Consider the following 14,336-nt stretch of genomic DNA (forward strand, 5'->3'; position numbering starts at 1 on the left):
TGACGTGGATTACATACTGGGCAGTTGGCTATACCCATCTTCCGTGTGCTGAAACCTCTACATTGCCGCTGCGCCGAAATTGATGAGATATTTGCGGTACCGTCACGCAGGATTTTCCCGATACCCCGGTGTAGCCGAGAGTCCAGGCGATGTTCGAACAGTGCGATCGCAGGGGTGATCGATGGTGAAGGGAAGCATTACCGGTGACCGAGCAAGCTTCTGGCGTACGTCGTCCCGCCGCGCGCCGCGGCCGTCGATCGCCGGTGTCCACCCTGCCCCGATTGCTGATGGCCGCCGTCGAGCGCGCGCCGGAGGCACCCGCGCTGAGCCTGGCCGGGCGCGTGCTCACCTACACCGAACTCGACCAGCAGTCCTCGCAGCTGGCCCGGGTGCTGATCGGTCGCGGAGTCGGCCCCGGTGACCGGGTGGTCCTGGCGCTGACCCGCTCGATCGAGTCGATGGTGGCGCTGTGGGCGGTGGCCAAGACCGGTGCCGCCTTCGTGCCCGTCGACCCGCGCTACCCGGCGGAACGGGTCGCGCACATGCTCGCCGACTCCGGCGCCGGATTCGGCGTCGCCCTGGCCGCCGACGCCGACCGGCTCGACGCGGGATTGCGCTGGCTGGCGCTGGATTCCGCCGAGTGCCGCGGCGAGCTCGAACACGCCTCGGACGCCCCGGTGGTCGCCACCGACCGCACCCGCAGGCTGTTCGGCGAGGACATCGCCTACATCATCTACACCTCCGGCTCGACCGGCGTGCCGAAGGGCGTCGCCGTCACCCACACCGGCCTGGCCGGCCTGTGCGCCGAGCAGATCCGCCGGTTCCGGATCACCGGCGCGTCCCGCACGCTGCACTTCGCCTCGCCCAGCTTCGACGCCAGCATCCTGGAACTGCTGCTCGCCATCGGCGCCGGCTCGACGATGGTCATCGCACCGCCCGACATCTACGGCGGCGACGAACTGACCGACCTGCTGCGCGCCGAACGGGTGAGCCACGCCTTCATCACCCCCGCCGCGCTGGCCGGCGTCGACGGGTCGGGCCTGCCGGATCTGGCCGCGATCGTCGTCGGCGGCGAGGCCTGCCCGCCGGAACTGATCGCGCGCTGGTCGCCCGGGCGCGACTTCTACAACCTCTACGGCCCGACCGAGACCACCGTGGCGGCCTCGATCAGCGATCCGCTGGCCCCCGGTGAGCTGATCACCATCGGCGGTCCCATTCCCGGCATGACCGCCGTCGTGCTCGACGCGCGGCTGCGGCCGGTGCCGGACCGCACCCCGGGCGAGCTGTACCTGGCCGGTCCCGGCCTGGCGCGTGGCTACCACGAGCGCGCCGGGCTGACCGCGGCCCGCTTCGTCGCCGACCCGATCACCGGCGGCAGGCTCTACCGCACCGGCGACCTGGTGAAATGGGAGCTCACCGCCGACGGCGATCCCCAGCTGACCTTCCTCGGCCGCACCGACGCCCAGGTCAAACTGCGTGGCTTCCGCATCGAGCTGGGCGAGATCGACGCGGTGCTCACCACCGACGCGTCGGTCCGCTTCGCCACCACCCTGGTGCGGACCCTGCCCAGCGGCGTGGACGCGCTCGTCGCGTACGTCGTGCCCGCGGCGGGCGCCACGGTCGACCCGGCCGTGCTGACCCGCCTGGCCGAGCAGCGCCTCCCCGCGCACGCCGTCCCCGCGGCCATCGTGCCGCTCGAGCGGCTGCCGCTGACCCCGGTCGGCAAGCTCGACTACCGGGCACTGCCCGAACCCGAGCTCACCGCCCGCGCGTTCGAACCCCCGCGCACCGGCACCGAGGAGTCGGTCGCCGAGGTCTTCGCCGACCTGCTCGGCGCCGACGCGATCGGCCGCGACGACGACTTCTTCGCCCTCGGCGGCAACTCCCTGCTCGCCACCCGGCTGGCGGGCCGCCTCGGCGCGAGCACCGGCGTGCGGGTGCCCGCCCGCACCGTCTTCGAACACGGCACCGTCGCCGCGCTGGCCGCCGCCCTCGACGCGCTCGTCGGCGACGCCGCCGTGCGAGTACCGCTGACCCGGCGCGAGCGCGGCGAGCGGGTCCCGCTCTCGCTCGCCCAGCAGCGCATGTGGTTCATGGCCCGGCTCGACCCCGGTTCCAGCGCGTACAACATCCCGGTCGCGCTGCGCCTGTCCGGCCCGCTCGACACCGCGGCGCTGACGGCCGCGCTCGACGACGTCCTCGACCGCCACGAGGTCCTGCGCACCGTGTACCCCGAGTACGACGGCCAGGGCTACCAGCGGGTGCTGCCGGTGGCCGAGGCCGGACTCGACGTGGTCGCCACCGCGATCGCCGAGGCCGACCTGCGGATGGAGCTGGCCCGGCTGACCTTCGGCGGCTTCGACGTCTGCGCGCGAGTTCCCGTGCGCGCCGCCCTGTTCCGGCTCTCCGCGACCGAGCACGTGCTCGCCGTGGTGGTACACCACATCGCCACCGACGGTTTCTCCCTGGCCCCGCTCACCCGCGACCTGGTGACCGCCTACGCCGCCCGCACCCACGGCGCGGCGCCGGACTGGGCGCCGCTGCCGGTGCAGTACGCCGACTACACCCTCTGGCAGCAGGAGATGCTCGGCGCTGCCGAGGATTCCGGTTCGCTGCTGGCCCAGCAGCTCGGCTACTGGCGCACAGAACTCGCGGGCACGCCGACCCTGCTGGAACTGCCGACCGATCGGCCGCGGCCGCCCGTCGCGGGCAGTCGCGGTGCCGCGCACCATTTTGCGCTCGACGCGTCGCTGCATCAGGCGCTGGAAACCCTGGCGCGCGAACACAACGCGTCGCTGTTCATGGTGGTGCGGGCCGCGCTGTCGGTGCTGCTGGCGCGCGTCGCGGGCACCGATGACGTCACCGTCGGCGCACCGGTCGCGGGCCGTGGTGAGCCCGAACTCGACGACCTGGTCGGCATGTTCGTCAACACCGTCGTGCTGCGCACCCGGATCGACGCCGCCGAGCCCTTCACCGCCCTGCTGGATCGGGTCCGCGAGACCGATCTGGCCGCCTTCGCCAACGCCGACGTGCCGTTCGAACGCCTTGTGGCCGAACTGGATCCGCCGCGCACCCAGGCGCACCACCCGCTCTACCAGGTGGCGCTGTCGTTCCAGAACTTCGGCGGCGCCCGGCTGGAACTGCCCGACCTGGTGGTCTCGGCCGTCGACCTGGGTGACGAGGTCGCACCGGTCGACCTGCAGCTGACCGTCGTCCCGCGGGAGGACGCGGCGGGCCCCGCCGGACTGCGCTGCTCCTGGCGCTACGCCACCGACCTGTTCGACGAGTCGACCATGGCGCGGCTCGGTCAGCGCCTGGCCGGGCTGCTGGCCGCCGCCGTCGCCGCGCCGCACCGGCCGGTCGGTGATCTGCCGCTGCTGACGGCGGCCGAGCGCGCCGAACCCGCGGGGGACGTGCGGCTGGTGCCGGAGGCGACCCTGGCCGAGGCCGTCCAGACGCAGGCGCTACTGCGCCCGGACGCGCCCGCGGTCACCTTCGCCGAGACGACGCTGACCTACGGCGAACTCGCGAGCCGGGTCAACCGGCTGGCCCGGCTGCTCGTCGCCACCGGCGTCGGACCCGGCGCGACCGTGGCGGTCGCGATCCGGCCGTCGATCGACCTGGTCGTGGCCATGTACGCGGTCTTCACGGCCGGTGGCGCCTACGTGCCGATCGACCCGGACGCCCCGGCCGACCGCCGTGCCGACATCCTGTCCGTCGCCCGCCCGGTCTGCGTGCTGACCACGGTGCCCGACACCGTCGACGTCGCCGGACTGCCGGTCGTCTCGGTCGACCTGGTGGCGACGTCCGGTGCGCTGTCGGCCTTCCCGGACCGACCGCTGACCGACGCCGACCGGCTCCGCCCGCTGCGCGCGCTGGATCTGGCGTACGTCATCTTCACCTCCGGGTCCACCGGCAAGCCCAAGGGCGTCGGGGTGCCGCACTCGGCCATCGTCAACCAGGCGGCGTTCATGGTCGGCGAATACGCGGTGGGCACGAACGACACCGTCCTGCAATCGATTCCGTGGACCTTCGACGCCTCGATGATCGGCTTCGCGACCCCGCTGCGCGCGGGCGCGCACATGATCGTGGCCGCCGCGCACGGGCTCACCGACCCGGCCTACCTCGCCGATGTCATCGCCCGGCACCGGGTCACCGGCACCACGATCGTGCCGTCCGTGCTGCAGATGCTGCTCGCGGCGGCCCCGTCGGGGGCGCTGCGTTCGGTGCGCGCGGTGTGGGTCGGCGGCGAGGCGCTGCCCAACGCCACCATCGCCCGCTTCACCACCGCCACCGCGGGCAGGCTGCACAACCTCTACGGCCCCACCGAGGCGACCGTGTCCATCACCGCCGCCGATGTGACCGAGATCGGCGACGGGATCGTCCCGATCGGCAAGCCGCACTGGAACTCCCGCGCCTACGTCCTCGACGCCCGGTTGCAGCCGGTGCCGGTCGGCACGCCCGGTGAGCTGTATCTGGCCGGCGCGCAGCTGGCGCGCGGGTACCTCGGCAGCCCGGACAAGACGACCGAGCGTTTCGTCGCCGATCCGTACGGTCCCGTCGGCGAGCGCATGTACCGCACCGGCGACCTGGTCCGCAGGCTCCCCTCGGGCGACCTGACCTACCTGGGCCGCACCGACGTCCAGCTCAAACTGCACGGCCTGCGCATCGAGCCCGGCGAGATCGAGGCCGCGCTGCGCGCGCATCCGGCCGTCGCCGGCGCCGCGGTGACCGTGCACCACGAACAGCTCGTCGGCTACGTCACCCCGGCGGCCGGCCGGACCGTCGACCTCGCCGACGTGCAGGCGACGATCCGGACCCTGTTGCCGCCGTACATGATTCCGCACCGGCTGCTCGAGCTCGACGAGTTCCCGCTCGGCGCCACCGGCAAGCTCGACCGCAAGGCGCTGCCCGCGCCCCCGGTGGAACTGCGCGAGTACCAGGCGCCGGCGACCGCCGACGAGGAGATCGTGGCGACGGTGTTCGCACAGGTCCTCGAGCTGGAGCGGGTCGGCCGTGACGACGATTTCTTCGTCCTCGGCGGCACCTCGCTCTCGGCGATCCGGGTGCGCGCCGCGCTGGCCGAGCGCCTCGACATCGAGGTGCCGCTGCGGCTGCTGTTCAGCTATCCGCTGGTCAGCGATCTGGCGCTGGCCGTGCGCGACGAGTCCTCGGCCTCGGCGGCCGGCCCCGATCCGGCCGCCGACGCCGTCCTCGACCCCGCGATCGACCTCACCGGCTGTGCGCCGCGGCACGCGGGCGACCCGTCGACCCTGCTGCTCACCGGCGCCACCGGCTTCCTCGGCAGCTTCCTGCTGCGCGAACTGCTCGAGCAGACCGAGGCCACCATCCACTGCCTGGTCCGCGCCACCGACGACGCGAGCGCGGTGGACCGGATCGTCGCCACCGCCGCGAAGTACAGCATCGACCTGCGGCCCCACCTGGACCGGATCGTCGGCGTACCAGGTGATCTCGCGCAGCCCCGGCTTGGCATCGAGCCGCAGCGGTTCGCCGAACTGGCCGACCGGATCGACGCGATCTATCACAACGGCGCGCTGGTCAACCACCTCGAGCCGTACGCCCGGATGCGCGAGGCCAATGTCGGCGGCACCACCGAGGTGCTGCGCCTGGCGACCACCACGCGGGTCAAGCCGATCCACTACGTCTCGACGCTGTCGGTGCTGGCCGGTATCCCGCAGGACAGCGGGGTGCCCGGCGGGCTGCCCGGCTACGCGATGACCAAGTGGGTCGCCGAACAACTGGTGCACACCGCGATCGAGCGCGGTATCCCCGTCGCCGTCTACCGGCCCGGCCTGATCACCGGCGACTCCCGCACCGGTGTCGCCCCGGCCGAGGACGCCTGGTGGACCATGCTGCGCGCCATGCTGGTGCTCGGCGTCGCCGTCGACGTGCGCGCGATCGGGGTCGAGATGGCCCCGGTCGACCATGTCGCGGCGGGCATCGTCCGCCAGTCCCGGGACGCCGCCGCGATCGGCAACATCTATCGCGCGGCGGGCGCCCAGGTGCCGCTGCAGGTGGTCTACGAGGAGATCCTGCGCCGCCACTACCGGTTCGACTTCATCGACCCGATGGAATTCGGCCTGACCCTGACCACCGCCGCCGAACGCGCGGACGCCGACCCGATCCTGGCCCGCGCCTCGGCCCTGAGCGGCAACTACGCCGCCGCCATCGCCGCGGCGACCCCGGCGACGGTGCTGAGCGCGGTCGAATCGGCGGCCCCGGCCGAGCCGTACCGGGGCCTGCCGATCGAGTTCCCCGCGGTCGACGCGACGGTGATCAGCCGCTACTTCGACCACTACATCGCGGTCGGCTTCTTTCCGTCCCCCGGCGCGGACAGCCTGACCCCGGCCTAGCCGGCCGGGAACACCGCGTCGACCTCCACCTCGACCAGCCAGCCCGCGACCGGCAGGCTCGCCACCTCGAGCGCGAACCTGCTCGGCCGCGCGGCATTACGGATCAGGGGAGCGGCCGGGGCGGCGGTGCCGAGCGGGACCAGCTCGGTGTCGCCGGTGTCGAGGTTCGTGTTGGCGAAGAACTGGCGGTAGGCCCGGTTCCAGCCCGCGTAGTCGGCGCGATCGGTGCCGGGCACGTTGTCGAGGAACACCCGCATGGTGACCACGTTGTCCAGGCTCAGTCCGCGGGCCTCCAGGTTCTCCCTGATCCTGGCCAGCACCGATCAGATCTTGAATAGTTTCAACAGCGCCAGGTATTCTCGAGTTACTTCATCTGGCAACGTCACTATGCTTCCCGAATAGTCGCAAAGTGGGCGCTCTGCTCCACGGAAAGAAAGCCATGGAAAATCTGACACAACCCAGGTTTCGTCAAACAATAAAGTATTGCAAGTCCTTCCATTCAGCTCGTGTATTCTCAGCTTGCCGCGATGTCTTCGGGATAGCGGATCAAATCTCGACAGAATTTCATGGTCAATTCGAGAAAGGGCCAGGTCGACTTGTACTTGAGCTCTCAATCTCTGGTCCAATTTTGCAAGAAAACTTGAGTCGACAACCGATTTTGTCGCCATATCTGTAGCGATAACGATGCGATCTGTAGCTTTCTCCAGCGCGCTGAGCAGGGCGCTCTCATGATCGAATAGTCGGATTCCTCGGACAGGCGGTAGATTCTCCCCGATTGATGCACCCGGGCCCAGGCTTACTCGTTCTCCCTCCAAGTGTGAGGGAAGTGGGGCATGCGGTCCTGCGGTTTCTATGGTTAAGCCTAGCCTTTCGGGACCGCCAAGCTTGCTGAGTACGGAATCGTGCTTCTCACTCGGATCTCCATCGATTACAAGTGCTGCCTCGATCTCCCCCCGATCCCCATCGCCGTAGACCAGCACATCGACTGGCAAATATCGATGAGTCGACGGTGTAACGTCGACGACATCCAGAACGTCGAATTTCCCCCGACGGCTCGGCTGTTTCAAGATGGAGTTGACCGCAGTTGCGGGAATATCCGACGTCTTGATTCGGGTGGAGTGCTGGGCGGGCAAAAGAATACGTCCGTCGGAAAGCGCTGCTGTCTTGGTAATTAGCTCGCGGCTCTCATAGTCCGTTACCGACCAAGTGAGGCGGTCGAAGGAGACTTTTACGGTCTTTTGGACGGGCTTTATCGATTCAAGATCGTCGGCGAGTCGCCGGCCCCGATCTGTCAACGTCAATTGGCCTAACCCGGGACCGAATAGTAGGGCCCCCTCCCTGAAGCGGTCGGCAACGGCAGTATCGATAAGGTTCCTGTCTATACCCAAGAACGCTGCGATCTCTGCTGCTCCTCTGACGTGGGCCTTCGCCAGCCGCATGACAAATTCGTCCAAGAGTGGCAGCGGCTTGACCTCCTGTGCAAGGATCTCGGCGGCGACGACGGTGACAGGCACTGCTGCTCTCTCAATTCCGAGCAGCTGCATCCCGGGACGTTCATCTCGGAATCGCCGGATGAGTAGCATGTCTGAACTAAGCACGCTCCACCTCCTGCATCTCGCAGTCTTCTGGGTGATCCCCGATGTAGCGTACAATATCCTGCAATGCCCCGTGTGCGGCTTGGCAGAATTCACTGTCTCCGACTATTGTCAGTCCAAAGCGCGCACGGGAAACCGCGACATTAACGCGCCGCCAGTGATCTACTCCAAGAAATCCGGGATTTAGCTTCGCGTTGCTGCGCGTTACAGAGAAGATTGCTACATCGCACTGTCTGCCTTGCACCGCGTCAACGGAGAGCACATCAATGTGTAGTCGGTTGAATCGGGCGGAGGAAAGGCGTCTCTGAAGCTCTGCCACTTGGCGGCGGTATGGGGCAATAAGTAGAACCTCTAGGACCCCTTCATCTCTTGGGGGACGCACTACGCCCTTCTTGATTGCATTGTCAAGCGTTTCGAGCCTGTTGAAAACGGCTCGGGCTTCGGCTCGGTTGGCGTAGCTGATGCCGCCGGGTCCACTATCCTCCCGCCGTTCATCGCCCAACTTGGATGTGTCCAGCCAGAGTACTGGTTTTCCGAGTAACTCATAACCAGGCAGTCCTTCGGTCTTGGGTGAATTTAGTTCACCTCTGTAGAAGCAGGTCGAAACCATGTTTCCGATTGGCTGGATCATCCGGTACTGATCCCGCAACAGGAATTTAGAGTGCGCCGGGAGCTGGTCGGCGAACCATTTAAACAAGGTTTCTTGGACGAGTTCTTTGTCGATATCGTGTTCGGCGAGTATCTCCTTGGACCTAAGCAACTCCTCTTCTTGGGGAGGGAGTTGGTTTGTGTCGCCGACCAAGATAGCCCGACGGGAGCGCGAAAGTGGCACCAATGCCTCGGTCGCGGTGGCTTTCGATGCCTCATCTAAGATGCAGAGATCTATTTCCAAATCTCGGACCGCAGCGTGCCCAACAAATCCGATGCAGGTCCCAGCGATAACTTGGGAAGTGCCGAGAAATGCCTCCGCGAGCTGGGGATCGGATCGTGTTCGTTGAAGCCATTCCGCTTGTATTCCAACCAATGAGAGTAGGCGCTGGGCTGATTTTGATGTGCCAAGTAGAGCATCGGCGGCTTCAAGCGCATCGTTGGCTGTAAGGTGGGGGCCCAGGGTTAGATCGCCAGCCAGATAGCTGACCGCTTCGGTGTATAGGTGGCTGTAACGTTTGGACAGGTCGTCAATGCGCTCCTGTAGATCATTGTCATCCTCGACGATCTCAAGAGACGTAGCCAACTTGGAGGTCGCATCACTATTTGCTCGGCGGTCGATTTCATGGATGACTTCGTCTCGTTCAGAAGCAACTTTCGCCAGCTGCTTCAGCGAAAGGGCGGCCCTCAGATGCCCCATGTCGAAGCCATTCTCGCCAGCTACCTTGTCCAGGTATCGCTGAGCATTCCGGCGGATCCCGTCGGACCATTTGGTCATCTTTTGGTCGAGTAGCATGTGTCGCACGGACTTGTCTACCCTCGGGTCGTCGGGGTTGCCCAGTCGAACGATCCCGGTTATTCCAGCCTGCTCCAATCGAGCAAGGGCATTGTCCACTGCGACGTGTGTCTGACTGACAATAAGGATTCGTGATTTTGGTTTAGTCCGCAACGACTGGACAACAATCTCGGCGATTAGATCGGTCTTGCCGGTGCCGGGTGGACCCTCCACAAGCAGTATATCTGAGATTCCTAGCGCGGATTCAACCGCCGCCTGCTTTCCTGCGTCGAGTGTCCGAGTCCATGCGTCAACTGTGCACGGTATGGGTGCGTCGACCTCTGCAGGATTTTGGATCTTGGTGCGTAGATTCGGCCGTGCGGCGGTGCCATTACGAATGGCGGATACGGCATCTCGCTGACGTTGTAGTGCCTTTCTAGCGGGACCGAGATATGGCCTGATTGTACCTGTCCGATCCAACCCGGAGTCGACCGTCTTGCTGCGAAGTGTAAGTATATTGTCTTCTTGGCTTACGATTTGGCCGAATGTAAGCACCCTCCGTGAATCGTTGCTGGTGATCTCCCAGTCAGTTCCGATTAGGTCTTCCTCGACGGCATCTCGAAGATGGAGGTCGACCTCCCGGCCCCGGATGACGCGATTGGTATATTGCATTGCTTTGAAGGAACCGCGAGCTAGGTCCTCACGAGCTTGGAGTACCTTGTTCCACTCGTGGAGGATATCGAGGCCCTCATATCCGTTTGTTATATCTCCGCTCCGGTGGAGTTCCCTTTCCTCATCGTAGGTATCGAGTACCCGCAATAGATCGTTTCGGCCGGTCTCGGCTCGAGCGCTGTTGTGCGGCTTTGAACAGACCCAAGTGGCGAAGTCGGCGACATTCAACGCGTCCTTGCGGAAACGTTCCAGCGTCTCATATTCTGGTAGCTTGGCATTGGTAATAATCAGCCGCGGAGGATCGTCCAGCTTGGCTGTGAACTTCCATTGCTTTCCCGCAAATTGAACAGTGGAATGATCAGCTGCGCGTTTGGTACGGTCGTAACCATACTGGGCGAAAACGTCATCGTTGAGGTCGGCGAGTACTACGGATTCTGCAGTTGAGCCGGTTTCGCTGGCATATTTTTGGATTTCTCGCCTTGCTCGATGCGTAAGCTGGAGCCACAGTGTGCTTCTGCTGTTGACCGGCAGGACGGAATGGCCGCGCAGAACATAGTCCAACTCGTCGGCCAAGGCTGCGCCATTGGCGGGGCGCTGCGAGTAGTCCGGGTGGATGCATCTGGCAAGCAGGTTTCGCATATCGGGGGGAACATTGATTGCCTGCAGCGCGGGTTCGATATCTGCAAAATTGCTTAGCTTGCCTTTGTGCATTGCCTGGATTAGCAACACGCCCATTGAATAGACATCGCGGACATTTTTGATGCTGCCGTCTTCCTCTGGTGGTGTATAGGCCCCGGATCTAAATCCCATAACAGTATGCTCGCTGACGGTTCCTTGTGAAACTCTTGAGATGCCGAAGTCTGCCAGCAAGGGTACTCCAGTCTCGGTGACGAGAACATTGCGAGGTTTGATGTCGCGGTGTTCGACGCCTTTGAGATGCGCATAGGAAAGTGCGCTGGCTAGAGGTATCGCTACTTGTTCTCGTAGGTCATCCCAGGCGAAGGGGCCCTGAGTTTTTAGAAGTTCTTCCAGCGTTGATTCGACCCATTCCAGGACCAGGTAGTGGGCATTATGGTCGTCGTCGGTCCCGGCGTCTCTCAATCGGATGATGTTGGGGTGGCTGAGCGTTCGAAGGCTCTCCAACTCCCGCGTGACGGCCAGTTCGCGGAACGGATCGTTAGTGCGGGCCATCAGTTTCACGGCCACAATTTTTTGCTCGGTCACGTCAAATGCTTTGTGGACGATCGCGAATCCTCCTGGTCGAGGAGGTTCGTCAATCAGAACATACTTTCCGGCAATGAATTCCATCAAACTGCTCTCAGTAGATCGCGAAATTCGTCCGCATTTTGTGGTCGGGCACCTGGATTTGTTTTAGTTGTAGCTGCCACGATTGACCGCCATGGTTCGTCTTCTGGTAGGTGCTGCGCGTTTTTATCCTGCACCCCAGCGGTTCTGGCCCAGCGGATGATCTGGCCCAGGCTGTAGAAATCTGAGCTGGGAGTCGCTTCGTGCGCATCGATCGATTGCTCAGGTGCGGCAAAGCCCTCGGTCCCAAGGAGTCGGTCTTGCGTAGTGCGCCCGGTGGAAGTGGTATCCCCTCTGGGTCGCCGCCCAAACCCCCAGTCTGCGACTGTCCAGCGTCCGTCTAGCAGTAGCAGGTTGGCGGGTTTCAGATCCCGGTGCAGCCAGCCCGCTTCGTGGGCTGATTCTAGTGCTGAACAGACAGCGAGAACCAATGTTCGAAGGTTTACCTCGCTCGACAACAATGAGTGAGAATCCTCGGCATTTCGCTCTGCCAAGGGCATGACAAACCAGTCGTGCCGCCTGCTGAAGTCAAGGATTGGCATGATGTGGTCGCTCGTCAAGTTCAGTTGGCCGAACTCGATCTCTCGGCGCATCCTTGCCACTGCATCAACACCCCAGGACATGCGGCGTTTGAAGGCAACACGGGTACCGGTTGGTTTGTGCTCTGCAGGAAACACTTCAGCTTGGCCGCCCAGCGCCAGCGGACGATGCCCCAGCCGGTATGTAGACCGATCATGTAGTGGGTGGTCGCCCAGGAGACCAATTGTGCTCACGTCGCCCCTTCCCTCGCCTTCACGTCGGTCATAAGACTAGTGCACCTATTGTGCTGGCCCTGAGGACATTCAGTCTGAGGGCTTGACGCTCAGTCGATTTGACGGCGAGCGGCAGCGTTGCCACTCGCTGTCTTGCCGTATTCGCTGCGCTTCGCCTCGGCCCGAGGCGCGTTCGCGGCCCGCAGCGCTGGTCAACCCATCGCGCCGATGCGCCTGTTGCTGCCAGTAGTTGAGGTCGCCCGCCCCGTGCGGGCGATCGCACTGTCTGCGGTGTTCGTGCGGTCGGAACGGCGCTGCCACGTTCTGTGCCCCGGAGCCGTGAGATCCGCTGATCACGGTAACCGCCACTTTTCTGTACATGCTGATGTTGTGGGGTGTCGTCTGGTACCGCTATCTCCGGCTGACCCACCCCCGAAGTCTCACCGCCATCGGGGTTTTCGACAGTCCCGAATCGGTCGACGTGCTACCGGGCGCCGGGGTGTTCGCCGTGAACGCCCGCGGCGCGATGGCCCTGGTCGGGGTGCCGCGGGCCGACCGTGGCGCACCGTGACGGCGGCGACCCGCCGGGACGGCCCGAGCGGACACGAGCCGCGCGCGGTCCAGAAGGCGCTCGCGCTGCTCGAAGCGGTGGCCCGGCTCGGCTCGGGGGCCACCGCGAAGGAGATCGCCACGCAGACCGGGATCGCCCCGGCGACGGCCTACCGATTGCTGAATCTGCTCGTCGCCGACGGCTATCTGGTGCGCATCGAGGACCTCTCGGGCTTCGCGCTGGGCCGCCGCACCCGCGAACTGGCCGGCGCCGCAGCCGAACCCGCGGCCGATCACCATCGGGTGCTGGCGGAACTGCGCGCCCAGGTGCGCTTCGGCATCCACCTCGCCGCGTTCACCGGCCGCCGGATCCGGATGATCGACAGGGACCCCGATCACGAGCTGAGCGGGGAGAAGGTCTTGGTCCGGCATCCGCACGCGTCCGCGATCGGCAAGGTACTGATGGCACAGCATCCCGAGCTCGTCGAGGGACCGCTGCGCCGGGTGACGACCTTCACCATCACCTCCCCGGCCGAGCTCGCCGCGGAACTGCGGCTGGTCGACGCGCGGGCCGTCGCCACCGAGGTGAACGAATGCCGGGTCGGCCGCAGCGCCGTCGCGGTGCCGGTGCGCGCGGCCGACGGCACCGTCGCGGGCGCGCTGGCGGCGATCGGTTCGACCGGACGGCTACCGGTGCACGACCGCGACCTCATCGACCTGCTCGCCGCGTCGGCCCAGCGGGTGCTGGTCCGGTCGGCACACCCCGCGGGAGCCGCCGGGGCGACTCCCGCGGGACGCGATCACTTCGCGTAGTCGTAGAACCCGCGGCCGGACTTGCGGCCGAGGCGGCCCGCGTCGACCATCCGGCGCAGCAGCGCGGGCGGGGCGAGGTGCGGCTCGGCGAACTCGGCGTACAGCGACTCCGAGGCGGCCAGGGCGATGTCGAGGCCGACGGTGTCGAGCAGGGTCAGCGGGCCCATCGGGTAGCCGCAGCCGCCCTTCATGGCCGCGTCGATGTCCTCGGCGGTGGCGTAGCCGGTCTCGAGCATCCGGATCGCCGAGCACAGGTAGGGGATGAGCAGCGCGTTGACGATGAAGCCGGAGCGGTCACCGGCCTGCACGGTCATCTTGCCCAGGGTGTTCTTGGCGTAGTCGGTGACGGCCGCGGCCGCCTCCGGCGCGGTCACCAGGGTCGAGATGATCTCGACCAGCGGCATCACCGGCACCGGGTTGAAGAAGTGCACGCCGACCACACGCTCGGGCCGCTCGGTGGCGCCCGCCACCTTGATCACCGGGATCGAGGAGGTGTTGGTGGCGAGGATGCCCTCGGGCTTGACGATCTTGTCGAGCTTGCTGAAGATGTCGGCCTTCACCGACTCGATCTCCGGCGCCGCCTCGATCACCAGGTCGCGGTCGGCGAACTCGTCGATGTCCAGGGTGACCCGCACGCGCGCGATCGCCGCGTCGGCCTCCTCCTGGGTGATCTTGCCGCGGGTCACGCCCCGGCTGATCGAGCTCGCGATCCGCTGCTCGGCCGCCTCGGCGAACTCCGGCTTGGTCTCGAGCACGAGCACCTGGCTGCCCGCCTTGGCGCAAACCTCCGCGATGCCGGCACCCATGGTGCCGCCACCGATCACTCCGATCAACTCCACTGCAGAACTCCCAA

7 protein-coding genes and 1 pseudogene are annotated in these 14,336 nt (G+C 65.7%); 3 read left to right on the forward strand and 5 right to left on the reverse strand.

Annotation, left to right across the window (positions count from 1 at the left end):
- Nucleotides 1-263: 263 nt before the first annotated feature.
- Entirely contained in the window at nucleotides 264-6,374 is a 6,111-nt protein-coding gene (locus tag ACFYWJ_RS13715; protein WP_387208191.1) for an amino acid adenylation domain-containing protein, read from the forward strand.
- Here the strand turns inward: ACFYWJ_RS13715 and ACFYWJ_RS13720 are convergent.
- From ACFYWJ_RS13720 to ACFYWJ_RS13735, 4 genes and pseudogenes are all read right to left on the reverse strand, one after another.
- A pseudogene (locus ACFYWJ_RS13720) lies at nucleotides 6,371-6,697 on the reverse strand (Rid family hydrolase); the annotation flags it as partial. The gene ACFYWJ_RS13715 and the pseudogene ACFYWJ_RS13720 overlap by 4 nt on opposite strands.
- Nucleotides 6,698-7,918, reverse strand: a complete 1,221-nt coding sequence (locus ACFYWJ_RS13725; RefSeq protein ID WP_355284398.1) for a hypothetical protein — start codon at nucleotides 7,916-7,918, stop codon at nucleotides 6,698-6,700.
- Between the two features lie 46 nt (nucleotides 7,919-7,964).
- Nucleotides 7,965-11,372 (reverse strand): AAA domain-containing protein, encoded by a 3,408-nt coding sequence (locus tag ACFYWJ_RS13730; RefSeq protein WP_355284401.1) that lies wholly within the window; start codon nucleotides 11,370-11,372, stop codon nucleotides 7,965-7,967.
- The gene (locus ACFYWJ_RS13735; RefSeq protein ID WP_355284404.1) at nucleotides 11,372-12,142 is read right to left on the reverse strand and encodes a hypothetical protein; all 771 of its coding nucleotides are present in this window, start codon (nucleotides 12,140-12,142) and stop codon (nucleotides 11,372-11,374) included. Before ACFYWJ_RS13735 ends, ACFYWJ_RS13730 begins: the two co-directional genes overlap by 1 nt.
- A gap of 358 nt (nucleotides 12,143-12,500) precedes the next feature.
- Here ACFYWJ_RS13735 and ACFYWJ_RS13740 point away from each other — a divergent pair, with 358 nt between their 5' ends.
- Nucleotides 12,501-12,692, forward strand: a complete 192-nt coding sequence (locus ACFYWJ_RS13740; RefSeq protein WP_355284406.1) for a hypothetical protein — start codon at nucleotides 12,501-12,503, stop codon at nucleotides 12,690-12,692.
- A complete protein-coding gene (locus ACFYWJ_RS13745; RefSeq protein WP_355284409.1) occupies nucleotides 12,689-13,483 on the forward strand; it encodes a helix-turn-helix domain-containing protein in 795 nt (264 codons plus the stop codon). The genes ACFYWJ_RS13740 and ACFYWJ_RS13745 overlap by 4 nt, the downstream gene beginning before the upstream one ends.
- Here ACFYWJ_RS13745 and ACFYWJ_RS13750 read toward each other — a convergent pair.
- Nucleotides 13,471-14,322: a 3-hydroxybutyryl-CoA dehydrogenase gene (locus ACFYWJ_RS13750; protein WP_355284412.1), complete on the reverse strand. Its 852-nt coding sequence runs from the start codon at nucleotides 14,320-14,322 to the stop codon at nucleotides 13,471-13,473. The two genes, ACFYWJ_RS13745 and ACFYWJ_RS13750, sit on opposite strands and share 13 nt — an antisense overlap.
- Nucleotides 14,323-14,336 lie beyond the last annotated feature (14 nt).

It is taken from the genome of Nocardia sp. NPDC003269 (genome assembly GCF_042888005.1).
In the GTDB taxonomy this organism is placed as follows: domain Bacteria; phylum Actinomycetota; class Actinomycetes; order Mycobacteriales; family Mycobacteriaceae; genus Nocardia.

What these genes read in the sequence shown, in the direction of transcription:
- ACFYWJ_RS13725 (WP_355284398.1), bottom strand. Translation starts at nt 7,918, where the DNA reads ATGCAGCTGCTCGGAATTGAGAGAGCAGCAGTGCCTGTCACCGTCGTC.
- ACFYWJ_RS13730 (WP_355284401.1), bottom strand. Translation starts at nt 11,372, where the DNA reads ATGGAATTCATTGCCGGAAAGTATGTTCTGATTGACGAACCTCCTCGA.
- ACFYWJ_RS13740 (WP_355284406.1), top strand. Translation starts at nt 12,501, where the DNA reads ATGCTGATGTTGTGGGGTGTCGTCTGGTACCGCTATCTCCGGCTGACC.